At 52.8% G+C, this 25898-nt stretch carries 25 protein-coding genes; 5 read left to right on the top strand and 20 right to left on the bottom strand.

Annotated elements, in window-relative coordinates; all coding sequences use genetic code 11:
* Positions 1-7: 7 nt before the first annotated feature.
* From rfbC to PMI21_RS21495, 13 genes are all read right to left on the bottom strand, one after another.
* Positions 8-547, bottom strand: coding sequence for a dTDP-4-dehydrorhamnose 3,5-epimerase (rfbC, locus tag PMI21_RS21435; protein WP_007935581.1), 540 nt, complete (start codon positions 545-547; stop codon positions 8-10).
* Complete coding sequence (rfbA, locus tag PMI21_RS21440; protein WP_007935578.1) at positions 544-1422, bottom strand: glucose-1-phosphate thymidylyltransferase RfbA; 879 nt, start codon at positions 1420-1422, stop codon at positions 544-546. Before rfbA ends, rfbC begins: the two co-directional genes overlap by 4 nt.
* Before the next feature lie 44 nt (positions 1423-1466).
* A complete protein-coding gene (gene rfbB, locus PMI21_RS21445; RefSeq protein WP_007935576.1) occupies positions 1467-2537 on the bottom strand; it encodes a dTDP-glucose 4,6-dehydratase in 1071 nt (356 codons plus the stop codon).
* Positions 2538-2577: 40 nt separating this feature from the next.
* Positions 2578-3981: a mannose-1-phosphate guanylyltransferase/mannose-6-phosphate isomerase gene (locus tag PMI21_RS21450; protein ID WP_007935574.1), complete on the bottom strand. Its 1404-nt coding sequence runs from the start codon at positions 3979-3981 to the stop codon at positions 2578-2580.
* Between the two features lie 53 nt (positions 3982-4034).
* Entirely contained in the window at positions 4035-5141 is a 1107-nt protein-coding gene (locus tag PMI21_RS21455; protein ID WP_007935573.1) for a DUF1972 domain-containing protein, read from the bottom strand.
* Positions 5134-6279 carry a glycosyltransferase family 4 protein gene (locus PMI21_RS21460; RefSeq protein ID WP_007935571.1) on the bottom strand — a complete coding sequence of 382 codons (1146 nt, stop codon included), beginning with the start codon at positions 6277-6279 and terminating at the stop codon, positions 5134-5136. Before PMI21_RS21460 ends, PMI21_RS21455 begins: the two co-directional genes overlap by 8 nt.
* Positions 6280-6299: 20 nt before the next feature.
* Complete coding sequence (locus PMI21_RS21465; RefSeq protein ID WP_007935549.1) at positions 6300-7364, bottom strand: polysaccharide pyruvyl transferase family protein; 1065 nt, start codon at positions 7362-7364, stop codon at positions 6300-6302.
* Positions 7361-8536 carry an oligosaccharide flippase family protein gene (locus PMI21_RS21470; protein WP_007935534.1) on the bottom strand — a complete coding sequence of 392 codons (1176 nt, stop codon included), beginning with the start codon at positions 8534-8536 and terminating at the stop codon, positions 7361-7363. Before PMI21_RS21470 ends, PMI21_RS21465 begins: the two co-directional genes overlap by 4 nt.
* 20 nt (positions 8537-8556) lie before the next feature.
* Positions 8557-9615 (bottom strand): glycoside hydrolase family 5 protein, encoded by a 1059-nt coding sequence (locus tag PMI21_RS21475; protein WP_007935526.1) that lies wholly within the window; start codon positions 9613-9615, stop codon positions 8557-8559.
* Positions 9608-10885 (bottom strand): O-antigen ligase family protein, encoded by a 1278-nt coding sequence (locus PMI21_RS21480; RefSeq protein WP_007935525.1) that lies wholly within the window; start codon positions 10883-10885, stop codon positions 9608-9610. The genes PMI21_RS21475 and PMI21_RS21480 overlap by 8 nt, the downstream gene beginning before the upstream one ends.
* On the bottom strand, positions 10876-12033 hold the full coding sequence (locus tag PMI21_RS21485; protein WP_238541203.1) for an acyltransferase family protein: 1158 nt from the start codon (positions 12031-12033) through the stop codon (positions 10876-10878). The genes PMI21_RS21480 and PMI21_RS21485 overlap by 10 nt, the downstream gene beginning before the upstream one ends.
* Before the next feature lie 305 nt (positions 12034-12338).
* A complete protein-coding gene (locus PMI21_RS21490) occupies positions 12339-14564 on the bottom strand; it encodes a polysaccharide biosynthesis tyrosine autokinase (protein ID WP_007935523.1) in 2226 nt (741 codons plus the stop codon).
* 46 nt (positions 14565-14610) lie between these two features.
* Entirely contained in the window at positions 14611-15051 is a 441-nt protein-coding gene (locus PMI21_RS21495; protein WP_007935522.1) for a low molecular weight protein-tyrosine-phosphatase, read from the bottom strand.
* Between the two features lie 564 nt (positions 15052-15615).
* Between PMI21_RS21495 and galU the strand changes: the two genes are divergently transcribed.
* The 3 genes from galU to rfaH are packed head-to-tail and all read left to right on the top strand — an operon-like array spanning position 15616 to position 17433.
* A complete protein-coding gene (gene galU / locus PMI21_RS21500; RefSeq protein ID WP_007935521.1) occupies positions 15616-16449 on the top strand; it encodes a UTP--glucose-1-phosphate uridylyltransferase GalU in 834 nt (277 codons plus the stop codon).
* A gap of 49 nt (positions 16450-16498) precedes the next feature.
* Positions 16499-16930, top strand: a complete 432-nt coding sequence (locus tag PMI21_RS21505; RefSeq protein ID WP_007935520.1) for a hypothetical protein — start codon at positions 16499-16501, stop codon at positions 16928-16930.
* Positions 16927-17433, top strand: coding sequence for a transcription/translation regulatory transformer protein RfaH (gene rfaH, locus PMI21_RS21510; RefSeq protein ID WP_007935519.1), 507 nt, complete (start codon positions 16927-16929; stop codon positions 17431-17433). The genes PMI21_RS21505 and rfaH overlap by 4 nt, the downstream gene beginning before the upstream one ends.
* Before the next feature lie 65 nt (positions 17434-17498).
* Here rfaH and PMI21_RS21515 read toward each other — a convergent pair whose 3' ends face one another.
* On the bottom strand, positions 17499-18335 hold the full coding sequence (locus PMI21_RS21515) for an undecaprenyl-diphosphate phosphatase (protein WP_007935518.1): 837 nt from the start codon (positions 18333-18335) through the stop codon (positions 17499-17501).
* Positions 18336-18611: 276 nt separating this feature from the next.
* Between PMI21_RS21515 and PMI21_RS21520 the strand changes: the two genes are divergently transcribed.
* Positions 18612-19028, top strand: coding sequence for a hypothetical protein (locus tag PMI21_RS21520; RefSeq protein ID WP_007935517.1), 417 nt, complete (start codon positions 18612-18614; stop codon positions 19026-19028).
* Here PMI21_RS21520 and PMI21_RS21525 read toward each other — a convergent pair.
* From PMI21_RS21525 to PMI21_RS21550, 6 genes are all read right to left on the bottom strand, one after another.
* Complete coding sequence (locus tag PMI21_RS21525; RefSeq protein ID WP_007935516.1) at positions 19022-19924, bottom strand: universal stress protein; 903 nt, start codon at positions 19922-19924, stop codon at positions 19022-19024. The genes PMI21_RS21520 and PMI21_RS21525 overlap by 7 nt on opposite strands.
* A 188-nt stretch (positions 19925-20112) precedes the next feature.
* Positions 20113-20712: a trypsin-like peptidase domain-containing protein gene (locus PMI21_RS21530; protein WP_007935515.1), complete on the bottom strand. Its 600-nt coding sequence runs from the start codon at positions 20710-20712 to the stop codon at positions 20113-20115.
* 337 nt (positions 20713-21049) lie between these two features.
* Positions 21050-22270: an organoarsenical effux MFS transporter ArsJ gene (gene arsJ, locus PMI21_RS21535; protein WP_007935513.1), complete on the bottom strand. Its 1221-nt coding sequence runs from the start codon at positions 22268-22270 to the stop codon at positions 21050-21052.
* A gap of 9 nt (positions 22271-22279) precedes the next feature.
* Entirely contained in the window at positions 22280-23284 is a 1005-nt protein-coding gene (locus tag PMI21_RS21540; RefSeq protein WP_033063859.1) for an ArsJ-associated glyceraldehyde-3-phosphate dehydrogenase, read from the bottom strand.
* A gap of 47 nt (positions 23285-23331) precedes the next feature.
* Positions 23332-23694: a metalloregulator ArsR/SmtB family transcription factor gene (locus PMI21_RS21545; RefSeq protein ID WP_007935510.1), complete on the bottom strand. Its 363-nt coding sequence runs from the start codon at positions 23692-23694 to the stop codon at positions 23332-23334.
* A gap of 138 nt (positions 23695-23832) precedes the next feature.
* Complete coding sequence (locus PMI21_RS21550; RefSeq protein ID WP_033063857.1) at positions 23833-24582, bottom strand: EAL domain-containing protein; 750 nt, start codon at positions 24580-24582, stop codon at positions 23833-23835.
* Positions 24583-24833: 251 nt separating this feature from the next.
* Here PMI21_RS21550 and PMI21_RS21555 point away from each other — a divergent pair, with 251 nt between their 5' ends.
* A complete protein-coding gene (locus PMI21_RS21555) occupies positions 24834-25835 on the top strand; it encodes an AraC family transcriptional regulator (protein ID WP_007935507.1) in 1002 nt (333 codons plus the stop codon).
* Positions 25836-25898: the final 63 nt, after the last annotated feature.

The raw sequence follows: 25898 nt of genomic DNA, 5'->3' as shown, positions 1-25898 counted from the left end.
TAACCCGTCATTCCCCTTTCAACACCGCGCGCAAGCGTGGGTTGCGCAAGTCTTTTTCCGAGAGTTGAGGCGATTCAATGGGCCAGGTAATGCCCAGGTCAGGATCATTCCAGAGCAGCCCACCCTCATCCTCGGGGAAATACAGATCGGTGCATTTGTATTGAAAATCGGCGGTATCGCTGAGCACGCAGAAGCCGTGGGCATAACCCGGCGGCACCCATAGCTGTAGATGGTTGTCGGCGGTCAACTTGACCCCTACATGTTCACCGCAAGTGGCCGATTCGGGATCGATGTCCACCACCACGTCATACACCGCACCTTGGGTAACCCGCACCAACTTGCCCTGGGGCCGGGTCCGCTGGAAGTGCAAACCACGCAGTACGCCATACTGCGAGCGTGAGTGATTGTCCTGGACGAAAGGCAACTCGATGCCGGCATCACGATAACGCTGCTCGTGATAACTCTCGAGAAAGAACCCACGGGCATCGCCAAACACCTTGGGCTCGATAATCAGTACGCCGGGCAACCGGGTGTTGATGACATTCATTTCGTAGGCTCCATCGTCAGTACGCGCGCCAGGTATTGTCCGTAACCGGTTTTGTGTAACGCGGTGGCTTGTTTATCCAGTTCCGCAGCCGACAACCAACCCTGGTGATAGGCCACTTCTTCAAGGCAGGCCACTTTCAAGCCCTGCCGCGCTTCGATGGTCTGGACGAAATGCCCGGCCTCCATCAACGAATCATGAGTGCCGGTGTCCAGCCAGGCAAAACCACGCCCCAGCACACTGACGTGCAGATCCCCGCGTTGTAGATAAGCATTGTTCACGTCGGTGATTTCGAGCTCGCCGCGTACCGACGGTTTGACTTGCTTGGCGATGCTCACCACGTCTTTGTCGTAGAAATACAAACCGGTGACAGCATGGTCGGACTTCGGATGTGCAGGCTTCTCTTCGATCGAGATCGCCTTGCCGCTCTCGTCGAACTCGACAACACCAAAACGCTCCGGGTCGCTGACCCGATAACCAAAGACGGTGGCACCGGTTTGTCGTTGAGACGCTTCGCGCAACAAAGCGCTGAAGCCATAACCGTAGAAGATGTTGTCACCCAGGATCAGCGCCACATTGCTGTCGCCGATGAAGTCCTCGCCGATCAGAAAAGCTTGCGCCAGACCATCAGGAGAAGGCTGTTCGGCATAGCTGAGTTCAATGCCGAAAGAAGAACCGTCACCCAACAGGTTCTCGAAGTTGGGCAAGTCCTGCGGCGTGGAAATAATCAATACCTCGCGAATGCCCGCCAGCATTAATACCGACAGCGGATAATAAATCATCGGCTTGTCGTAGACCGGCAGCAGCTGTTTTGACACACCACGGGTAATGGGATGCAAGCGGGTGCCGGAGCCTCCCGCCAGAATGATGCCTTTCATAGGGGATTCCCTTCGAAGTTAAATAGAGGCAGGTTTTGAATGTTTCAGCCGGTGTGGCCAAGACGCACCGGCCGGTACTGACCGTTAAGGACCCGTTGCCACCAACCTTGATGCTCCAGATACCACTGGACCGTTTTGCGTATACCGCTCTCAAAGGTTTCCTGTGGCCGCCAACCGAGTTCACGCTCGATCTTGCCTGCATCGATGGCGTACCGAAGATCATGCCCGGGCCGATCCTTGACGAAGGTAATCAGCTCGCGATAACGCTCGACGCCCGCAGGCTTGTTGGGCGCCAACTCTTCAAGCAGATCGCACAGGGTTTCCACGACCTCGAGATTGGTTTTCTCGTTATGGCCACCGATGTTGTAAGTTTCACCGACCTTGCCCCGGCGCACGACCTCACATAACGCGCGCGCATGATCCTCTACAAACAACCAGTCGCGAATCTGCAAGCCGTCGCCATAGACCGGCAGAGGCCGGCCGTGAATGGCATTCAGAATCACATGGGGAATCAACTTTTCGGGGAAGTGATAAGGGCCGTAGTTGTTCGAGCAATTGGTCACCAGCACCGGCAGGCCATACGTACGTTGCCAGGCCCGAACCAAATGGTCCGAACTGGCCTTGGACGCCGAATAAGGTGAACTGGGTGCATAAGGCGTGGTTTCACTGAACAGGCTATCGGTCCCCTCCAGGTCGCCATACACCTCATCGGTTGAGATATGGTGAAAGCGAAAAGCCTGTTTGACCTCCTCCGACAGTCCGTTCCAATAACGCCGCGTCGCTTCGAGCAACGTATAGGTGCCGACAATATTGGTCTGGATAAAGTCCGCGGGACCGTCGATAGAACGATCGACATGCGACTCCGCGGCCAGGTGCATGACAGCATCTGGTTGAAACACAGTGAATACCTGATCCAGCGCCTGAGCATCGCAGATATCGACCTGGAAGAAGTGATAACGCGGCGACTCGGCAATGCTGGACAGGGAGTCGGGATTACCCGCGTACGTCAACTTGTCAACGTTAGCGACTCTGCAGTTGGTTTCACTTATCAGGTGGCGTACCACGGCTGATCCAATGAAACCGGAACCACCGGTAACGAGGATTTTTTTAAACATTAGAGGAGATCCTGGCGGCGAGTAAAAAGACTGAAATCGGTCATGCCCTGCCGTATTTATCTTCAAACCTTACGATGTCGTTCTCGCCCAGATAGGAGCCCGACTGGACTTCGATCAGTTCAAGGGGAATAACACCCGGGTTCTCAAGCGCATGCACTTGACCGATAGGGATGTAAGTAGACTGATTCTCGGAGACCAGATAAGTCTGCTCACCGTTGGTCACTTTGGCCGTACCGCTGACGACGATCCAGTGCTCGGCGCGGTGGTGATGCATCTGCACCGACAACTTCGCACCCGGCTGCACCGTAATGCGTTTCACCTGATACCGAGTGCCTTTATCTATCGAGTCATACATGCCCCACGGACGATAAACTTCTCTGTGGTTCGAGTATTCGTGGCGATCGGCCTGCTTGAGGCGTTCCACTACTTTTTTAACGTCCTGCACTTGATCCTTGTGCGCAACCAGAACGGCGTCGTTGGTTTCAACGATGACCAGCCCTTCGACACCGATAGTCGCAATCAAACGGCTATTGGCGTGAACATAGGTATTGGATGTGTTCTCGGCGAAGACATCTCCCTTGAGCACGTTACCGTCAGCATCTTTTGCAAAGGCATCGGCGAGTGCAGACCAGGAGCCTATGTCACTCCACCCGGCATTCATTGGGACCATCACCGCATCGGCAGTCTTTTCCATTACTGCGTAATCGATAGAGTCCTCGGGGCACGCAGAAAACAAAGCGCGGTCAACCCGAGTGAAATCCAAATCCTGCGAGCCGTTACCCAAGGCTTCGATACACGCAGACAAAATGTCAGGCCGGAATTTTTGCAACTCTTCCAGATAACGGCTCGCACGGAACAGGAACATGCCGCTGTTCCAGAAAAAATCGTTCGTGAGCACATACTCTTGAGCCGTTGCCAGATCGGGTTTCTCGACAAAACGGCTCACTCTATAACCGCCGCCGATATCGTCGCCCTTTTCTATATAGCCATACCCCGTTTCGGGATAGGTAGGCACTATTGCGAAGGTCACCAACTTGCCTTCCATCGCCAGCCCAAGCGCAACCCTGATGCTCTCCTGGAAAGCGTCGACATCTTTAATGGTGTGATCCGCCGGCAAAATCAGCAGCATCGGATCTTCACCTCCGACCGTGGCCTGCAGCGCGGCCAACGCAACCGCCGGCGCCGTATTACGACCTACGGGCTCAAGCAGGATATTGACACCTTCCATACCCAGCTTTCGTAACTGTTCAGCAGCCAAGAACCGATGTTCTTCATTGCAAATGAGCCTCGGAGGTTGTATCTCCAAGCCATCAAGTCTTTGAATAGTAGCCTGCAGCAAAGAGAGGTTGGTATCTATTAACGACAGGAATTGTTTAGGATTCAGTTGTCGCGAAAGTGGCCATAGGCGCGAACCAGAGCCTCCAGATAAAATAACCGGAATCATTTAGCACCTCATCGAAAAGTAACAGCCTGGATTAGATCGAAGTAATGGATGACTTATGAGGGTCGCCATTCAATGAAAAGCTGCTCATACGCACTCAACACTTTTTCCCATTTAAAACACTCGACAAATCTCGCGGCACCGGCCTCTTTCATGTCCGCTATTTTTTGCTCATCCGCCAGCGACTCATCCAACAGGCGCGAAAGAGATTGTTTGTCCGAGAAGTAAGCAGCCCCCTCACCCACGACCCAACGGTTAAATGGATTATCGTGAGCAATAATTGCGCAGCCAGCACCCAGCGCCTCGACCAAAGAGGGGTTGGTTCCGCCAACACGATGGCCATGGAGATAGAAACGGCTGAAATACCTGAATGCCTGCACGACGTTCGAATCGTAGATGGCACCTGGAAATATCACCTCATCACTTGCCGCATCCATCACTTTCTTGTGATATTCGTTGGTATTCGGCGTGAAGTTCCCGAGCACCACAAGTTTATGATTTCTGACCGAAGAGCTAAACGCATCGACCATCTCGAAAAAAGAGTTTTCCGGTTCGGGCCTGGCAATAATGATAGAAAAATTCTTCGGTTCCAGACCAAAGCCCGCCAATACTTCGACAGACGCCGATTTCACTTCATCACCGCCGTAGGGAATCATGGTGATCTTATCGGCACTGACGCGCGTAGCGAGGTGCTCTTTGATCTTCGGATGGTCGGCGACCAGATGATTACCAATCCAGCAACCGAAGCGCTCATTTAACCAGAACCAGGTCTTGGCAATCGCCCCCCACTTTTCTCTGCGCCACTCAATACCGTCCATATTGATTATATTGGTCTGGCCTTTTGCACGTTGCAGCAGATTAAAAATGGCGGTGTTGTACCCCAACGTCAAAAACAAACCTTTTTCACTCAACGCATGGCGTACAGCCTTGAAATCAAAAATAACGGTACCCAGTGCGCCCTCTCTGGAGACAGGTATGTGAACACGACGAATACCCCGCCATTCGGTTTCCGTTATTGCACCACTGCCGCTTTCCTGACAATAAACGGTGATTCTCCAGCCTCTTTCCCTCAGGTAGACCGCCAGTTTTTCGGCAAATGTCTCGAAGCCGCCATGTTGTGCCGGAATGCCTCTTATCCCTAGAATCAACAAGTGCCTATTCATAAGTTTCAAATACCTTAATGTGCTGACGCGCTACGCGCTTCCAATCATGCTTTTCTATCATTTCGGCTCTAGCGTTCTTCGAAATATCCTCGGCAGCACTTGAGCCCAGAGCGACAAGTATTTGCCGGGCTAAATCCTGTGGGTTATCCGTTTCAAACAAAAAGCCATTTCGGCTGTCGTCGACGACTTCAACCATAGCTGGCAAACGTGAAGACACGGTAATGCAGCCATACGACATCGCCATTAGCAGCACGCCACTTTGGTAGATTTTTTTATAGGGCAGGACCACGATATCAGCAGAGGAATAATAAAAATCGACGTCCTCGTCATTGATATAACGGATATGTGGAATCACCACATTGGATATATTTTTTGATTTTATTATTTCCTCATAATGCTGAAACGAATCCTTCCACACCTTACCAGCGATGAGCAGCACGGCATCAGGTTCACGCTTTGAGACGATCTCCATCGCACTCAACAGAACGTCCAGCCCCTTGACCTTTTTTATCTGACCAAAGAAAAGTATGAGCTTTTTATCGACTGGTAATGACAGGTGCTGGCGAGATAAAACAGTCTCTCGTCGTTTCACGAACGGCAGGTAGTTGCCGTGCGGGATAATAGCTATCTTCTTGTCGATACCCTGCGCAGAAATCACCGAGCGCAACTCTTGCCGAGAGAACTCGTTATGGACGATGAACTCCTCCGGCGCCCTCAATATCGAGGTATGGGTTCCTGTCAAGGAATTTCCCGAAAACGATTCGACATCATGAACCGTGGCGACTATTTTTATCCCGCTAAACTTCAGCAGATTGCATGTTATCAATTCGAGCAGTGAGTATTGAAAAAAATGCAGATGGCAAATCTTTCCGCCTTTTTTCTTTATATCAATGATCGATCTCGTCAAGGCCATAACAAACCTGGCCAGTCTGACGATTTTATTAGACTTGCCGTAGACCCCTTTGAAAAACTTATTTATCGTAAAATTATTTGAGCTTTGCTCCTGAGACTCAGGGCAAGTGTAGAGATGTACACAGGCATTATTCAGAACCAATCCTTGCCCGAGGCCGGTGTTGTAATAATTCATTCCACCGTGCCCGCCTACTGGTTCAATTATGAAATAGTCCAAATGAGCCATGAAGAAAATCCTTATTCAGTTCAATTTAACAACTGATATATTTCATTAACAGTCGACTGCGCCAACTGTTTATGCGTGCTTTTTTCACCTGCAGCACCGACCTGGTATTGAGGCACAAACCGGCTTATCGCGCCCCTGTGTATCAAGCACTCATCGGTGTGAGTCTCAGCGGTGAATTTTTTATTCTTGTCTGAATAATTGTATAAAGAGAATGGCGTACCTACCGCATAGGCAACCACCGCAGGGTGCAATCGAGCACTGATCACATGCCTGGCTTTTTTTATACACTCAATGGATTGATCAATATCACTGCCCGGGATTTTAAATACCGAGAACCCGCAACCTTCCAACTCCCGCTCGGCATACAGCGATACTCCGGCATCGACCTCTGCATCCGCATTTAGTACGCCTATCTTATTAATACCCAATGCTCTGCACGCCTTGATCGAAACACCGAGCAACTGCCTGTATATATCTGCACTGGATTGTTCGCCATAACCTTCAAGGTCGCGCAAGCACACGATGATATAATCATCTGTGCCATCCAGACTACTTGCCCCTTGCGTATCGTCTATATCAAGCGCATAAGCCAAGTCCACAGATTGCTTTATTTTTCCGGAGCGCATCCAAGGATTTATTTTTTTAACGGCCTGCAACGAAGCCGAGTCTCTAATGTAAAGCGCTTTAGCTATTAACGTTGCAAGAAACAATATCAGCCGGGTTTTCAGTTTTTTATGGTTGTCGACCCCAATACCTGCATAGATAACATGCGCACCGAACAGGCGGCCCAGCGCCATGTACTTGATCCCGCCAGTCCCGCCTTCATCCATGAAGCAAGTGCCACCACCCCAGATGATCGCAGAACTGCTCATTACCTTTTTATAGGCGGCCAACGCGTTAGCCTTATTAAGCTCCACCACCCCCACATCATTGTCGCTGATAAAGCTTTGTTTCCTGAGCGACTCGGCATCCCCGTAAGTTAGCACGGTAAACACCAAACCTGGCTTCTTCAAGGACAGGAGCGACTTTAGCATCAGGAGATCGCCGAAGTTATCTCCGTAATACCCAATAATAGAAACATTCATACACTCATGCTCTTTCTATAAAGAATATAGTACGAAACAGCTATGAATAGCTCGCTAGCCACAATACTGGCACCAATGCCTTTTGCTTCAAACTGCATTAACAAGACAAACAAACCGACCTGTAGCACCATACCGATACTGGCGACCAGTATCTTTTTACTCACCCATTCCTCGCTCAACAATGCAGCGCCAAAAGGGGTTGCGAAAAACCTGAACGGAATAGACAGCGCCGCTATTTGCAACACCTGTGCCGCATAATCATATTCACCACCAAACAGCAAATGAATAAGTTCTCGAGAGTAAAAACTCAAGCCCGCCGAAAAAACAGCTCCCACTGCAAATGAATACAATGAATGTTTGATGGGTATGGATTTTTCCGCACGCGAAAGTGCATGGTATTTTTTTATTAAATAGGTATTGAATACTGTATTAGGTGCGATATACAGCGCCGTGAGCAAGGTATTGCAAATCGCCAGATACCCGGAATAGGTAGAACCATAGATCACCCCTAACAAAGAGATCGGGATCTGCAACTGAGCTATATTGAGAGCGCCATTCAACGAATATTTAATGGAGTCCTTCAAAAAATCTCGAATTTTTAAACCTGCTGCTTTTCCGTGCCGGGTTATTAAGACAACACACAGCACCAAGCAAAGAATATTAGCCGCCCCCAGGGCTGCCGCAGCGGTGGTAAAACTAGGGACCAGAGAATAAAAAATTGCCGCAACCAGCAATATCCTTGAAAGCGGCACGACCACTTGGCCAAACGAAATCCGCAGGGGACTGCTCTTGAGCTGACCTTGAGTGATCACAATCGCCTGAGAAGACAGTGCGACCACTCCTGTCGCCAGCAACACCGACTGCAAAAGATCTATGCCTGCTCCGTACAACAGCGCCATGCTGATGACATAGGCACCCAGGGTATTGATCAACAGGCAAACGTAGGCAATCTGCATGTACCCGGTATATTCAGACGGTGACCGGCTGACACGCCTCAACAACAAACTATTGATGCCACTGAACGCCAACGCCCCCAGCGTTATAGTAATTGCGTTGGAAAATGATATAAGGCCAAAACTGCCTGCGTCCAAAGTCCGGCTGAGTATGACTTGAAGTAAAAAAGTCGCACCCGCAGCCCCAAACGATGAGATCAACAATTGAATTGCTTTCAAGGAAAATGTCCTGCTCGCGGTTAGTCAGCGGCCTGAAATCGATCGTTCAATTTAAAGTGCGCCTTCAACAGCAAATATTTTTTGGATGCGGTGTCCGGGGCCAAACCTCTTTTTGTCAGGGACATTTGGGGATTCCAGATATCAGCTTCTTTATAAGAGTGATAAAACCAACTCCAGCCCTTTCGCTCAAACAGATCCAGCAATGTGTTCATGTACAGATCAGAGTCGTCCACCGGGCTATAATTCGACACACTAAACTCACCGACAATCACCGGCCCCGGATGACTTAAAACCCGAGACAGTGTTTTTCTGAAATACAACCGCAAGCTCTTTTCACTTCTCAGCAAAAATGGCAGGCGCTGATTGACAGGAAACTCATGAACGCCCTGATGAGTAAAATCTCCGGGATCGTAATAATGCAAGCTACCTATTACTTGCTTGTCATCAATCAAGTCGGCGATCTCATTCCAGTTTGAGCGCTGCCCATTAGGAATCCCATTCGGTTGAATGGTAATGCGGGGCTGGATCAACACAAGTTTGCCTGGCGAAACCTTCAGGATTGTTTTTGATATTTGCTTTATAAAATCAAGGTAGTTCGCAAGCTCAGCCTGCGCCGGCTCATTCACAATGTCATAGCCAATGACGATGCTTTCGTCCTTGAACCTCTCTGCCAATTGCGCATAGCTCTTGATCAGCGCGTTCTTCAAATCGGCATTACGCCAATATTCGTCCCCCATCGAACCCGAGTATTTTTTGACATTGCCTGGAAAGGTATGAACATCGATAAGAACCAGAATATTGTACTTTTTTGCATACCGAACATAGCGATCAAGTACGGCGACTGCAGTACTGTCCAACCCACCCATTTCATCAAACAAGGGATGTGATGCAAACGCTACACGCACGGCATTGACATTCAAATCATCCAGAGTCTTAAAATCCTGCTCACTTAAATTCAAATCAACATTAAACCCTCGCAACGGCATGCCCGCTTTATAATCTTGAGCACTTCGAGTCATTGCCTGGGTGCTAAACGCAACCAGCAATAGCATGACACACAGAAAAGCGCTTCTAAGCATGTCGTTTTGCTCTGTCGTTAAGGGCGCAGATGATTCCAAAATTTATCCAAATAATTGCCTGTATACTATCCGCCCGGAATGACCAACCCTGAATACCGGTGATTAATATTGCAATGATAGAGACCAGCGCAGCGGCCGAGGCATTACTAACGGAAACCTCACCTGCCCTTTTGATCGTATTTTTATGAATTTTGTAGACACCGTATATAAGAGCTAAATAACTGATAATTCCTATCAACCCTGTCTCGGCCATGACCAACAAGTACATATTGTGAGCCGGGTATCTAAAGCTTTTAGACGCACCAAACTCATCATACTGTTCCATGACATCCACAAAATTGTTCCATCCCACACCAATGATTGGATGCTCTACAAACATGTTGAGCGCAATTTTGGCCAAAATCAGCCTTGAGGTCGTACTCGACTCGGGCGCATCAAAGAATCGCGCATAGAGGTTTTCCAGGTTGTAAATGGCACCTGCCATAATCACCAAAGAAAATATTACAGAGGTGTAGATGATTTTTTTGTTTCTTAGGATCGAACTGCCATTCGGACGCTTAAAATAAAACAGGCAAAGACCTACGACAAAAAAGTACAACACAATTTGAGTTCTTGAGTAGGTTAAGCAAATGACAACAAAGCCCGCTGCGATCGCACCGATGTACAGCAACCTGCCCTTTCCGTTTACTGCTCCATAGACACAGAACGGTAATAACAGCACCGTAAACAAAGAAAGCAGCGCCGGGTGTCTTAACGTACCCGTGACCCGAGTGATGCCATTTTCTACAAAAAGCTCTTTAACTTGCTGGGCATCTTCCGTGACATCGCCGGTTGCCAGTTGATAGGCCGCATACAACGTTTCAAAGAGTATCAATAACGCGGAAACTCTTGTGAACTTCTCCATGGACTTGCCATCCTGGAAAACCGACCTCACCACCAGAAACAGCACGATAATCTTCCAGTGCCGAAAAATTTCATACACGGTGAAGCTTACCGCTTCCGAATTGATGATCGACACAGAGGACAATACAACAAAAAATATTGCCATCGCCGTTATCCGGTCAATCTTTATCTTTTCCAGATTAATTTGCTTACTGAAAAAAATGATCGACACCAGTATCAGAAAGAGAAATATATCGTAGGGTGCAATGGAAAGTTCCGCGCCCCCAAGGTGTATATCCGCCCCCGTCAATCGATACCTCAGGTTGAAGGCCGTCGCCACCAAGAGCAACGGAAATAGCATATAGTTGACAAGCACCCTTACTGGCATTTTAGTTCTCGAGAATAGACTGAGGTGGCTATTCTTTTACCGATATCAATAAACGGCGTCTCAATGCACCGGTGAATCACTGCCGAAGCCGTGTAGGTGAGTACTATCGATAACACTATAAACAGCACAACCAGGTCACTGCTCAGATAACCGAACGCTCTCGCGACAATCATCACTGCGTCGATAATCAGGATATGAATCAAATACGTGGAGTAAGAAAGCACGCCCAGTTTGACCAGTACCTTGTTCCTGAGCGGGGCTTTCGACAGTTCCAATACCCTGGTGATCAAAGGCTGCCTGAATCGGCCATTCAGTTTGAACACGATTGCCAACACCGCCCATAAGCTGATCGAGGCAAAACTGGCAAAGGATCGGGTAATGAGGCCTATCCCCAAGACGATGACCACGATCAAAAGGCCGTTCTTCAGTTCACCCTCGCCACGACGAATCAAATCGTGGGTCAACATGCCGATGATAAACACAGGGAGTTTTATAAGGATGAAACTGCCGTAAGAGAATGTCAGCCCGGAGTGAGACAGGAGCAGCAGCGCGAGCAAACTCGCCGCCACGAGCAATTCTTTCCCGCGTTTCAGCAGGAAGCCGCCGACTAACAACGGAGCGATCAGATAAAATTGCCATTCCAGTGTCAGGCTCCACGCCGGAGCTAAAAAGGCGTCCCCTGCATGGGGTAGAACCTGGTCCGGAATCACCCCCTGAAGCAATATTAAACAAGGCATCAAGTAAGCAGTTACATTGCCGGTGATACTCGTCCAATAGCTTTCAACTGCTGCCATTTGCGCTGGTGTGTTCCATGGCATGTCCATGCGAACACTCATTCTTTCGTTAAACAACAATGCCGCCAGAAACATCGCAAGCAGATAGATTGGAATGATCCTGAAAGCGCGTCGAATAATATAGGGCTTATAGTCGCTGCTTTTTCCGCTCAGGGCTTTGGCGATAAAAAAGCCGCTGAGACAGATGAAAATATCCACGGGTATGGCAGTGGCCAACAAAACCTCATTGATTATTGGAGGTACATTGCCTATTGCCTGACGAAAGCAGGAGTACAGGTGACCGAAAACGACCCACCACGCCATCAGTCCTCGAATAGACTCCAGCTCTATGTAGAATTCCTGTTTGTTTGCCATGGCCATCTTTTCTCAACTATCTATCAGGAGTAGTCACTTGGAACGACACACCTATTACTTGCCAATCGGCTAAATCCGGGAAACAGGCTTCTCTTCAGACATTTTTTGAAAAAAACCACGCTACCGCCCCAGGATTTATAGTCAATTCCCTGAGAACACGGCGTATTTCTTATCGGTCAACATGGGTATCAGCACATGCCCCTGGCGGGAAGTCAGGTGCCGACACCTCATACAATCAAAAAATCAAAACACTCAACACAACTCAACAGTCCGGGAGGACTGACGTCTCCCCTACCGCACCCGAATCAACTGTTATCCGATTGGTACTCATAGTTGTAATAACCATAAGCACCATATCCGTATTTAACCGAAGCGCGTTTTTCTACCCCGTTGAAAATCGCACCTCTCAACTCGATCCCGTTTTGAGCGAACCGGCGAATGGTCAGTTCTATTTCCCTGGAAGGGTTAAAACCGAAGCGCGCAACAATCAAGTTTGTGCCTGACTGCCTGCCGACAATCGCTGCATCGGTCACCGCCAATAACGGAGGAGTATCCAGTATGACCAGGTCATACCGTTCGCTGACCTGCGACAGCAGCTCACTGAAGTTTCGATGCATTAACAGTTCCGAGGGGTTAGGCGGTATCTGCCCACGGCTGATGAAGTCGAAATTGTCGATGTCTGTTTTGCGGATCGCGGTGTTCAGATCGCAACGCTTGGCCAAGACATCGGAGAGCCCGTTGGTGCTGGGGGAGTTCATGACTTTGTGGATATAGCCCTTACGCATATCGACGTCGATCAGCAAGACGCGCTGCCCTGTTTGGGCGATCACCGCCGCCAAGTTGACCGATACGAAGGTTTTACCGACTTGCGGGCTAGGACCGGAAATCATCAGGCGATTGTTATCAGCTTCATGCATCGCAAAATGCAAACTGGTGCGCAAACTGCGAAGCGCTTCAATCGCCAGGTCGGTGGGGTGATTGACGGCCAGCACCGAGATGCCTTTGCCAGAACGCTTCCCACGCGTATTTTTTTCTTCTTCATTCTTTTGCAGCATGCTGTAGGGAATGGACGCATATACCGGGAGCCCAAGTTGCTCAATGGCTTCTGGACTTTCCAGTCCGCGATTCAATGCCTTGCGCAGCAGCACCAGCAGCACTGCCAGGAACCCGCCCAGAAAGGTGGCAATCAGAACAATCAGGATTTTTTTGGGCTTGATCGGCTTGATCAGGTTCACATCCGCCGTATCGATCAAACGCACATTGCCCACCGTCCCGGCGCGCATCACATCGAGTTCCTGGGATTTATTCAGCAGCTGGGTATAAATCGCCGTACCTACTTCGACGTCGCGAGTCAGGCTGAGCAGTTCTTGCTGGGTCGAGGGAAGGTCCTGGACCTTCTCTGACAGACGCTGTTGTTTGCTGCTCAATTCAGCAATCTGAGCAAGCAGGGCACGGTAGGCCGGGTGTTGACGGGTGAACTTTCTGTCCATCTCGGCTTGCTGGAGTTTTAGCTGAGAGATGGCCGTGTCCAGCGAAACAATCTGGTCCAAGATCGCCTTGGTTTCCAGGCTGATATCAACGGACTTGGTGCGCGTCTGGTACGAATTGAGCGCATTGCCGGCCTTCTCCAGATCATTTTTGACCTGGGGCAGCTGTTCCTTCAGAAACTCCAGACTTTGCGCGGCCTCGGCAGAAGTCCGTTGTACGTTTTGCTCGACGTAGAGTTCGGAAATTTTGTTGAGGATTTTTACCGCCAATTCCGGCTCGGTACTTTCCAGCGCCAACCCGATGATGCCCGACTCTTTCCCACGCTCGATGACATCCAGTGCTTCCTGATAATCCAGAATGCTGGTCAACCGCGGTTTGCGGACAATACGAAACCGTGTTCCAGGGTTGGCACGCAACTCTTCGACAAACAGTTTAACGCCGCGTTGATCGACAGGCTCTCCAACCTGCCCTTCAACCAACAGTTCGTCAGTTTCATCGAATAGTTGGAAAGCGCCGTTTTCACCGGTAATGAACGTCAGTTTTTTGGCTAACTTATCTTGTGGCAGCTCGAGGCGAGCTATTTTTAACGATTCGCCACCCCAGGCGTAACTCGTCATGCCCAACCAAGGGCTGGCTATTTCATCAGGGTTGGCGTTTTTAAATCGACGTGCAATGAACTCGCCGATAATGGGGAAGTAACTGGGCTCTACGATAATAGCCAGTTTCAGTTCATCGACTGTTTTGCCAATCACCGCACGAGACTTGATCAGCTCGATCTCAGTCGCCGAAGGCGACTCTTTTCCCAGCATGCTGCTGACATCGGAGAAGCCCAGCAAATCGTTCTTCTTCGCTTCAACCTGCAACAGCGCATTCGCCTGGAATACCGGTGTCGCCAACACCGCATACGCGGCCCCGGCCACCATGAAGGCTCCGGTAATCGCGGCAATCAGCCATTTATGGTCGATGAGTGTTCCAAACAGGCCGAGAAGATCAATCTCGTCATTGTCGTCGTCCCGCACGTTGACTACCGGTGCTTGCTGCATAAGTCGGATTCTTTGCCTTGATTACGATTCAAAAAGGAAGTGGTCATCAGCGTGCGAGACGCTGTGCCCATGCGTGTACGGCTTCTTCGATCAACGCATAAGCGTGCACAAAAGCAGGTTTGCCTTGACGGTAGGGGTCGCTGATTTCGCGATCGTCCTGCCATTTGCCCAACAGCAACACCTTGCCTCGCGCTTCAGGGGCAATGTCGAGCACCCCGCGGATATGCCGCCGCTCCATCACCAGAACCAAGTCCGCCTCGCTGACGGCTTGAGACGTAAGTTGAACGGCCTGGTGCTCATGGGGCAGATGACCATGTTCCTTGAGTACAGCCTGTGCCGTCGGCTCGATGGGTTTGCCTGTCAAGGCGGCCAGGCCAGCCGAGCTGACCTGGATATCGGAATGAACGAGTGCCCCGCGCAGCAAGTGCTCCGCGGTGGGACTGCGGCAAATATTGCCGACGCAGACAATCAAAACCCTTTTAAGCAAGATAACCTTCCCCGTCTTGTCAACATTGGCGGTGACATGCACTTGCCGAACATAAGAGCTTTAAACTACGAATGAGCCCGGGCATTTATAATAACCGGTAACTGCAGCTGAAACTTTCAAACAATCAGTGCGTATTTATTACCATGACGCTTGAACAGCCCCCAACTTTTTCTCCAGACAAAAAATAACATTCCACTCTTCAGAATGTGAATATAACAGCCGGCGAATTTATCCAGACATTTTCTAACAGTTGCCGTTTTCCGGCGATCGTTCAATCTAAATTACACCGAAATAGCGAATGTCTAATGTATAGCCGTTCCGCTAGTGCATTGCCAGGGTGTCGAACATTCGATTAGTAGTTGGATAAGGGACGCCTTGGGCAATAACTTTATTGACAGCGGGTTACGTCAGAAGCATGCCGTGAGGCAATCGGCATGCTCGCCTCCATAATATTTTTCTCGAGTGACCGGGCCGTTTCGAGCCTGCACTCCCCAGCGTGACCGGCTCCGCCATCTTTCCTACTGCCATTAGCCACTCCATCAGTCTACTTTCAAGGACGCTTCCATGATTCGTAAATGCCTGTTCCCCGCTGCCGGTTATGGGACCCGCTTTTTACCCGCCACCAAGGCCATGCCGAAGGAGATGCTGCCGATCGTCAGTAAGCCGCTGATCCAGTACGCCGTCGAGGAAGCGCGTGACGCCGGCCTGCAACACATGGCCATCGTCACCGGCCGCGGCAAGCGTGCGCTGGAGGATCATTTCGATACCAGCTACGAGCTGGAGCACCAGATTCGTGGCACCGATAAGGAAAAGTTCCTGCACGGCACTCGCGAGCTGATCGATACCTGCAGCTTTTCCTACACCCGTCAGGTGGAAATGAAAGGCTTGGGGCACGCCATTCTCAGCGGCCGCTCGTTGATCGGTGATGAGCCATTCGCCGTGGTGCTGGCCGACGACCTGTGCCTGAACCTGGAGGGTGATGGAGTTCTGGCGCAAATGCTCAAGCTTTATGAGCAGTTCCGCTGTTCGATCGTGGCGATCCAGGAAGTACCCCGCGAGCAGACTCAGAAGTACGGCGTGATTGCCGGCGAGTTGATTCGCGAGGGGATTTACCGGGTCAACAGCATGGTCGAGAAACCCCGTCCGGAAGACGCTCCGTCCAACCTGGCGATCATCGGTCGATACATTCTGACCCCTGACATCTTCGACCTGATCGCTGACACCGAACCTGGCAAGGGCGGTGAAATCCAGATCACCGATGCACTGATGAAACAGGCCCAGAACGGCTGCGTACTGGCTTACCAGTTCAAGGGCCGACGCTTCGATTGTGGCGGTGCCGAAGGTTATATCGAAGCCACCAACTTCTGCTTCGAGCACCTGCATCAGAACGCCCTGTGATGTTGCTGTCCCCCGATATGGTCTTTATTACCTTATGGACGAAGCCTCTATGAATACGTTGAGCGGTTTCAAGGCAGATGACAGTCGCCACCCGTATAGCGCTGACCTTAAGCACAACCTCGCGTACCGCATCGTGCGCGCCTATGCGTCGGAACTGATTTTCCCCCGCGCGCGAAAACCACCGGTACTGCTGGTGGAACGCATCGGCGCGTTTCCCTCCTCTGGGGAGATCCGCCGCCAAGTCAAGGATGGTCAGGCGCTGCTGGCGAGCATCAAGCAGCGTTACGCCCGCGATGCCCTTGACCTCAACGAGAGCAGCGGGCTGAACCTGGTCTTTGCCGACTGGCGCTTCTGCTTGCGCCTCTCGGGCGAGGGTTGCGTAGCTTGCCTGACCGTGGAAAGTCGGGGCGACAGCTCGCTCCTGCAGCGCAAAACCGCCGAACTGCTGGAGCAGATCGATGCAGGGAGGGCATTTGAATGAACGCGATTGCAGAACACGCCACCAAAGCCTGGTACCTGGTCCAGTGCAAGCCCAAGCAAGATGAGCGCGCCGAAGAACATTTGCAGCGCCAAGGCTATGCCTGCTTTCGCAAGACCTACAGACGTGAGCGCATGTTGCGCGGGCAACGTCGAGTGATCAGCGAGTCGCTGTTTCCGGGCTACCTGTTTATTCAACTGAGCCTTCAGGACAGCTGGGGTCCACTGCGCTCGACCCGCGGCGTATCGCGGGTCGTCGGGTTCGGCGGTCAGCCGCTGCCGATCCGCGATGCGCTGATCGACGAGCTCCAGGAGCGGGACAGCCAGGCGATCGTGACCACGTTGTTGAAACACGGAGATGCAGTGCGTATCACTGAAGGCCCGTTCTGCGATCTCGAAGCGGTGTTCCTGGCCATGGACGGCGAGGAACGGGTGCTGCTGATGATGAATTTCCTGCAGCGTGAACAGCAAATCAGGCTGCCGCTGGCGCGGGTCAACAAGCTTTAGATGCTTTTAGACGCTCAAAAAAAACGCCGCTCAACAAGCGGCGTTTTTTATCAACACAGGAAAACCTACGCCCCTTCCGAGAGGTGATTCCAGTCGACCCAACCCAAAAACCACGTCGCCAGAATCAGTAAACCGAAGGTGATCCGGTACCAGGCAAACACCGCATAACTATGGTTGGCAATGAACTTGAGCAACCCGCGCACGGCAATCATCGCAAAGACGAAAGCGGCGACAAACCCCAGGGCAAACACCGGCAAATCTGCGGCCTGGAACAGGTCGCGATATTTATAGCCCGAGTACACCGCGGCACCCACCATTGTCGGCATCGCCAGGAAGAACGAAAACTCGGTGGCCGTCTTGCGTGACAGGCCAAACAGCAACCCGCCGATAATCGTCGATCCCGAGCGCGAAGTACCGGGGATCATCGCCAGGCATTGTGCGCAACCGACTTTCAAGGCATCGGTCCAGCGCATCTCGTCCACGTGATCGATCACCACCACATGCTCGCGTTGTTCGGCCCACAACATGATGATCCCGCCGATCACCAGCGCCACGGCCACAGTGATCGGGTTGAACAGATACTGATGGATTTTGTCGGCGAACATCACACCCAGGACAACCGCCGGCAAGAAACCGATCAATAAGTTCAGAGTGAAACGTTGCGCATTACGCTGGGTCGGCAAGCCGGTGGTGATCTCCAGAATTTTGCGACGGAACTCCCAGACGACCGCCAGAATAGCTCCCAACTGAATAATGATATTGAACGCCATGGCTCGCTCACCGCCAAAGTCGAGCAAGTCCGCGGCAATAATCTGGTGGCCCGTACTGGAGATCGGCAAAAACTCTGTGAGTCCTTCAACCAGCCCTAGAATCGATACTTGCGTGGTGGTCCAGAAGTCCATTAATCCCCCGTTAACCCCTTTCGGCTGAAAGGTCTGTTGTTGATTCCGAGCATCTGTCGGATCAAGGGAGAATTAAAACGCATTATCCGCCGGCTTGAGCCAAACGTTATAAAACGACCATGACCAGGGCTATGACCACCTCCACGGCCCCACCCGCCTGCTACGCTTTGCGTTCATGACTGGATGACTCACCACTCATCGTCAGCTCGTTGACGTTTTGAGTTTGGACGCGCGCAATGTCTACCCCAAAAATGATCGCCCAAGAGAACATTCCACATGGCAAAGATCATAGTGCTCGCTGGTGACTTCCCGCAGGGCGATGGGGAGTATTACTCGGGAACCATCACACTCAAAACAGCCCTTAAACCACGACTGGGGAAAAGCTTCTCCGTCTCGGAATTTAAAGATCTGACGGTCCAGAACACAGAATCCAACAAGAATATAAAGAGCGCCATCGGCCTGGGCATTGCGGGCGCGATGTTGTTGGGGCCGATCGGGGCCATCGCCGGCTATCTGCTCGCCGGCAAGAGCACCGAGGTGACCTTCATGGCCACCCTGAAGGGCGGCGCCAAGCTCCTGGCAGCAACCGATAGCGATACCTACCGGGATATCTCGGAACGTGCCCTCAAAAAATCCCGCCCCAGCCGCCGAGACGCCCTTAGCGAGTCATTTGAGAACGGATTCATTCACTGATCCGCTGGCCCCGTGACCGCGAAGATGTTGCAGGGCACTCGATACAGAACATGCTCCGTCGTACTGCCCACCCACTTGCCCAATCCCTTGCGATGCGCATTGCCCATGACGATCACATCGGCCCGGTGATGGGCTGCAAAGTCAGCCAGCGCTTTGCCGGGCGGCCCCGCAACGAAGTGTTGTCGCTCGGTGGGCACGCCAAAGTGGTCGGCCAATGCGATGAATGACTTATGCAGAGACTTGCGCACGTCACTGTTGAAGCCTGGCATCGTCACTGCACCCGCGCCTGCATCGGATATATGCGTCAGCGATAGATCATAAGCATGCAGCAAATGCAGTTCTGCGTTGCATTGCATGGCCAATCCGTTCGCTGCCTGGATGATGCGGTCGTTGATGCCGGTGATCTGCGTCTCGGGTTGCGACGGATCGACTGCCGCCACGATCACCCGCGGTAGCGGACACCTGACCTCACTGACCAGATGCACGGGCACCGGACATTCGCGCAACAGGTGCCAATCCAGAGGCGTAACGAAAACGCGCTTGAGCGCAGACTCGTGCTGCACGTCCTTGATCACCAGATCCGGCTGCATTTCTGCCACATGCCGAAGGATCTCTTGCAACGCGCTGCGGGTTATAAGCACTTCAGTGCTTACCGTGACCCCGCGCCCGCGTATCAGATCTGCTTCATCCTTCAGCCACTTTTCGTTCTCTTGCTGGCAGGCCTCACGAAACCGCGCACCGGCGCTCATCAAACCCAAAAGATGGGAGTCTTCGATAAACACCGTGATGTGCAGCGCTGCGCCAGTGGCTTCGGCAATGGCGACAGCTCGCTCCAACGCCGGAGTGTGACGCATGGCTGGGCCGGCTATCAGAAAGAGTCGTTGATATTGGCTCATGTAACACCTCCAAACGTTCCGGGATACCTAGCTCCCCCAACGCTCTCGCCTGTCACACCACCGACGATTGGCTATCGCCTCAACTAACGGGATCGACACTATCAATATACGCCTGGATTCAATAAGCGAGTGATCGACGTGCCACGTCACACCGAATCCGATGATCCGGATTCGGTGATGACCCAACGCTACTTCTGCGCGTATTTCGTGCCGTGTGAATCGTTAAGCTGTGCCTGCATCAGCCCCCACTCACGCTGAATGATCGAGTAAGGAATAAAGATACTGATCCGCTCGGCACCCTTTAACCCAGGGTGAAAACTCACATCGTGAAGTGTGGTGGAGAAGTAGCCGACATTAATACCGACAATGCTGCCGTCATTGGCGATGACGGGCCCACCCGACATCCCCTTGATCATCGGGGCATCATGGATGGCATAGCGTTCGCCGCTGCCTTCATCACTGTTGATGAAAGGCGCCGGATACACCTTGCCTTGCCCGCTGACCGTTGTCATATACGGGCTCGTCCCCACGGCAGTGATGTGCTCACCCACGCGCGGTGCGCGCCATGACGGATAATGACCGTCGGCCTTGTGCTTGATGAAGACCAGGTCGCAGCCGGTGCTGCAGCTGTATTTCACGTTGCGAATGAGGGGGGTGTGGCGGGTGGTAACGGCGTAGTCCTCGTTCCATTGTACGGCCGAGGCGGTGTACAGATAGGGCAAGGGAAAGCCTGAAAAGACTGAGAAATATGAATCATTGGCAGGTCCCGACAAGTCGGGTTTTACCATACCGTTGCATCCTGCAATACCAGCTCCTATTAAAAAGTAGGCCATGACTTTAATCATGATGCTCACCGACTTGTAAGGAGATTTTAGTTTTAGTTGTGTCAGGTTTTTAGTGATCAGGTTGTTGTAGTTTTTCCTCGCCGCCTGGTCTGGTGGGTAATGTATGGCTTAGGTTTTAATAGTGCGTATGAATTAATTGTGCTAAGCGCAATCGCTTTTCGATACATATAAAAAACTGCAAATATTTGGCGCCTGAAAAATGTCAGGCATACCGAAATAAATAAAAATGGAAGTTGCACCATGAAGAGTAAAACGCTTGAAACAGCGCCTTTAGAGCGACTTAGATCACTTTGGAATGCCTCGGCAACCTAACAGAAATCAGGGCCGCGAATATAACAAATGCGCTGGATATCCATAAACATGCTCCCAGCCCGAACACCTGAAAAACCCAACCAGAGAGCACGGTGCCGATCAGCCGTCCCATGGCGTTGGACATGTAGTAAAAGCCCACATCCAGCGATACGCCGTCTTCCTTGGCGTAGGACACGATCAGATAGCTGTGCAGCGAGGAATTCACCGCGAACAACGCACCAAAGATCATCAAACCGCCCAACAGCACCCACTGTTGCGACAACCCGGCGTTCAGCCCCAGAGCGATTGCCGCGGGCAGGCCTGCCAAAGCAACTGCCCAAAGAAACGCAGCGCGGCCATCAGGAACATGTCCTCGTTGTTTGCCGGTGATCCGCGGCGCGAATGATTGCACGATGCCGTAGCCAATCACCCAGGCCGCCAGGAATCCACCGACCTTCCAGAAGTCCCAGCCAAAAACGCTGCTCAAGTACACCGGTAAAGCCACGACGAACCAGACATCGCGGGCACCGAACAGGAACATCCGTGCTGCCGACAAAATGTTGATGGCCCGGCTCTTGGAGAGGATGTCGCGAAACCTGGGCTTGGCTTTCGCCTTGCCCAGATCCTTTTTCAACAGGATCAAGCTGCTGAACCAGATCAGCGAAAGAACGCCTGCCATGGCCAGCAACGCCCCTTTGAAACCGATCAGGGCGAGCAATGCCCCGCCGAGAAAGAAACCGACGCCTTTAAGTGCATTCTTCGAGCCGGTAAGGATGGCTATCCATTGATAAAGCTTGCCCTGCTGCCCATCGGGCACCAGCAGCTTGATCGAGCTTTTGGCGCTCATCTTGTTCAGGTCTTTGGCGATCCCCGACAGCGCCTGAGCCCCCATCACCCAAGGAATCGTCAGCCAGGCCACCGGCACCGTCAGCATCAACAGCGCCACAACCTGCATCCCCAGCCCGATGTTCATGGTTCGGTTCAGCCCCAGTCGCGCACCTAGATAACCGCCCACCAGGTTGGTGATCACGCCAAAGAGTTCGTAGAACAGAAACAACGCCGCGATTTGCAACGGGCTGTAGCCCAACCCGTGAAAGTGCAGCACCACCAACATGCGCAAGGCACCGTCGGTGAGGGTAAAGGCCCAGTAATTGCCAGTCACAAGCAGGTATTGCCGCACTGACGGAGCGAGGGCTGACAAGGCTTTCATCAATGTTCCTTAAACGGCCAGACCGACCATCCTGGCCAATTCGACGGTGCGGTTCGCGTAAGCCCATTCGTTGTCATACCAGGCATAGAGTTTGACCTGGGTGCCGTTGATGACCAGGGTCGACAGTGCATCGATGATCGATGAGCGCGGGTCGGTTCGGTAGTCGATGGACACCAGCGCACGCTCCTCGAAACCGAGGATGTCTTTGAGTTGGTTTTCGGACGCGTCCTTGAGAAACCGATTCACTTCTTCGACCGTGGTGACGCGCTCGACCTCAAAGACACAATCGGTCAGCGAAGCATTGGCCAACGGTACGCGCACGGCGTGGCCATTCAGACGCCCGCGCAGCTCCGGGAAAATTTCCGCGATGGCGGTAGCGGAACCCGTGCTGGTCGGGATCAGGCTCATGCCCGAAGCCCGCGCACGGCGCAGATCCTTGTGGGGTTGGTCGAGGATGCTTTGGGTGTTGGTCAAGTCGTGAATGGTGGTGATCGAGCCGTGGCGAATGCCTAGCGCTTCATGGATCACCTTGACCACTGGCGCAAGGCAATTGGTGGTACACGACGCGGCGGTAACGATGCGATGTTCCGCCGGATTGAACAGTTGATGGTTGACGCCCATGACGATGTTCAGCGCGCCCTCTTCTTTCACCGGAGCGCTGACCACCACGCGTTTGACGCCCTGGTCGAGGTACGCCTGAAGCACCGCGACGGTCTTCATCTTGCCGCTGGCTTCAATCACCAGATCGCAGCCCGACCAATCGGTATCGGCAATCGCCTTGTTGGCGGTGACCTTGATGCGCTTGCCGTCGATGACAATACAGTTGCCCTCGGCGCTTGCTTGATCATTCCAGCGACCATGCACCGAATCGAAGTTCAGCAAGTGCGCATGCGTCGCCGCGTCGCCTGCCGGGTCGTTGATCTGCACGAACTCAAACTCCGGCCAGTGCCAGGCGGCGCGCATGGCGAGACGACCGATGCGGCCAAAACCATTGATGCCCACTTTGATAGTCATGTTGAGGTGCTCTGTAGCGGTTGTCAGGGAGGGTGCTTTGGCAATCATCAAGCCGGACAGCAGGCGGCTGCCCGTTCAGGACGGTCGCCCATTTGTTCAAGGCGCTTGGCATCGGGGCTTAACCAGTGCGTGTTGGCTTGAAGCGCCACGGTCAGCATCTGATGCACCCAATCCGGAAGATTTGGGTGCAGTCGGTAGTAGACCCACTGGCCTTGTCGACGGTCCACCAGCAATCCGCAGGTACGCAACTGCGCCAGGTGCCTGGAAATTTTCGGCTGGCTCTCGTTCAACGCGCAGGTCAGCTCGCAGACACACAACTCTCCCTCACGGGCGATGAGCAGCATCATGCGGGCGCGGTTGTCGTCAGCCAGGCATTTGAAAACGGCGGTCGGCGTCAGAGAGTCAGACATTTCGGTTCTCGCTGGTTTGGGCTTTGCGTCACAACGGAGCATCAGCTTATATGCGATTTACCGAATATATGTTTTTCCGTATGTACGGTAAAGCGCCAGCGGTCAATCTTCATAAACGCCAGACCGCCCGCCCCCTCTCTATGACGATAGAGGTTGCAGCAGGCACCGGGCGCCCAACGCATCAATCTGCGGACGTCCGAATAGATAACCTTGCCCCCACTCGCTACCGCAAGCGGTGACAAGCGCGCGGTCGGCTTCGGACTCAATCCCTTCGATAATCACGCACGGCGCCAGGGTCTTGCACAGCTGCACCAAGTGGCCAAGGGTCTGGGCGTTGTTGGTCTCCAGGCGTGCACGTTGCAGGTAACCCTGATCGATCTTGACGATGTCCGGCCGGGTCTGGCGAATGAATTCCAGGGTGCCCAGGCCCGCGCCAAAATCGTCGATGGCCACCCGGCAGCCAAGTTCGCGCAAGCACAGGACGAACTCGATCGCCGCCAACGTGCTGGGCGGTGTCGCGCTTTCGGTGATTTCAATCACCAGTCGCGCGGCCACCGAGGGGGCGTCACGCAACTGCGCGATGATCTCCCGCCAGTAATGGTCGACGATGGCGCTTTGCGCGGAGATGTTGCAGCCCAGTCGCAGGTGTTCGTCCAGCAGCAAGCTGTCGATCACGCCATGCACCACGCTGCGATCGAGCTCACGCATCAGTTGGTGTTTCTCCAGCATCGCAAAGGGATAGACCCCTTCCCCCAGCGCATCGACATGCCGCAACAACCCTTCCTGATACAGCACCCGATTGCTGTCGGGTAACCAGACCACCGGCTGAAACGCCAACACCAATCGGCCGAGCGCCAACTCACTGTAAAAGCTTCTGACTCTGTGCATGACACATCCGTGGACAAAGCAGCAGTCTGCCGCCGGCTGAGTGTAACGCCGCCGAGCGGGCGCTCCTGCAACTGCAAAGGGTTGACTGCCGGCCATAATCCCCTCGCCTCCTGCCGTCAGGAAGTGTTCCCGGATACCTTTCGTTTGTCCTTGGAAACGTGGTTGTGCCGTTAATCGACTGTGCTCATTTGTTTATTGCGATCATGCGCCGGCTTGCGCGATATCACTTAGCTATCAGTCCAGGAAGAACTATGCACAGAATGACTAGCGCCAGTTTTCGGGTGCTTGCCGATGTCTTGACCGACGGAGGTGCAAACGTAGAAGCCTTGCTCAAGCAGTTCGACAGCAGCGAGGAGGTCTTTGCAAACCCCAAGGGTGTCGGGCTGGAGCTGGTCTATAAGGTGATGGAAGAAGCGGTAAAGCGCACCGGCAATCCGGACATCGGCCTGCTGGCCTATTCCCGGGCGCACCCTTCCAATCTGGAGGTGCTCGGTTATGCCATGATGTCCTGTGCAACGCTGGGCACTGCCCTGCAACGCCTGGTGGACTATCACTCACTGATCAGCAACGGCTTTTGCATGTGCCTGGAACGCAAACCCCGGGCGCTGAGGCTGATCGGTTTCGACATCAGCATGGAGCCGTCGTTGACGCCCCGCCCGTTCATCGACGCGGGTGCCGCGCAAACCCTTGGGCTGGTTCACTGGCTGTTGCCCAAGCACAAACCCCATCCCCTGGCAGCGACCTTTACTTACCCCGAACCTGCGGACACCACCCGGCTGGAACAGTTGCTGGGCAGCAACCTGCTGTTCGGCGCACCGTACAACAGCTTGTCGTTCAGCATCGACGACTGCTCGATTGCCTTGCCCACTGCCGACCCGGCACTGGATGTCTTGCATGTCGAATACGCTCGCGCGCGTTTGAACGTGCTGCTTAACGACTCGATGACCGCGCGGGTGCGGCGAGTGCTGTCCGAACGCTTGGCCCAAGGCGTGCCCAGCGACCTCGACAAAATCGCCCAGGTGGTCGGGGTCAGCGCGCGCAGCCTGCAACGGCGCCTGAGCAATGAAGACATGCACTTCTCCGCGCTGCAGGATGAGGCGCGGCTGATGCTCGCGCACAACTTCCTGCGCAACTCGGTGCGCAGCGTAAAGTACATCGGCGCATTGCTGGGTTTTCGCGATCAGAGCAGCTTCCATAAAGCCTGCCTGCGTTGGTTCGGCATGACCCCGGGGCGCTATCGCGAAGAGTCCTGAGGTTCGTACGGCCCAAGGAAGATCAGCGAAAGGATTTCGTATACCCTAGCGCTATCTCACTCC

This window comes from Pseudomonas sp. GM18 (assembly GCF_000282195.1).
Taxonomy (GTDB): Bacteria; Pseudomonadota; Gammaproteobacteria; order Pseudomonadales; family Pseudomonadaceae; genus Aquipseudomonas.
Note: the sequence above shows the minus strand (reverse complement) of the source record. Positions and strands in the feature narration are given on the sequence as shown.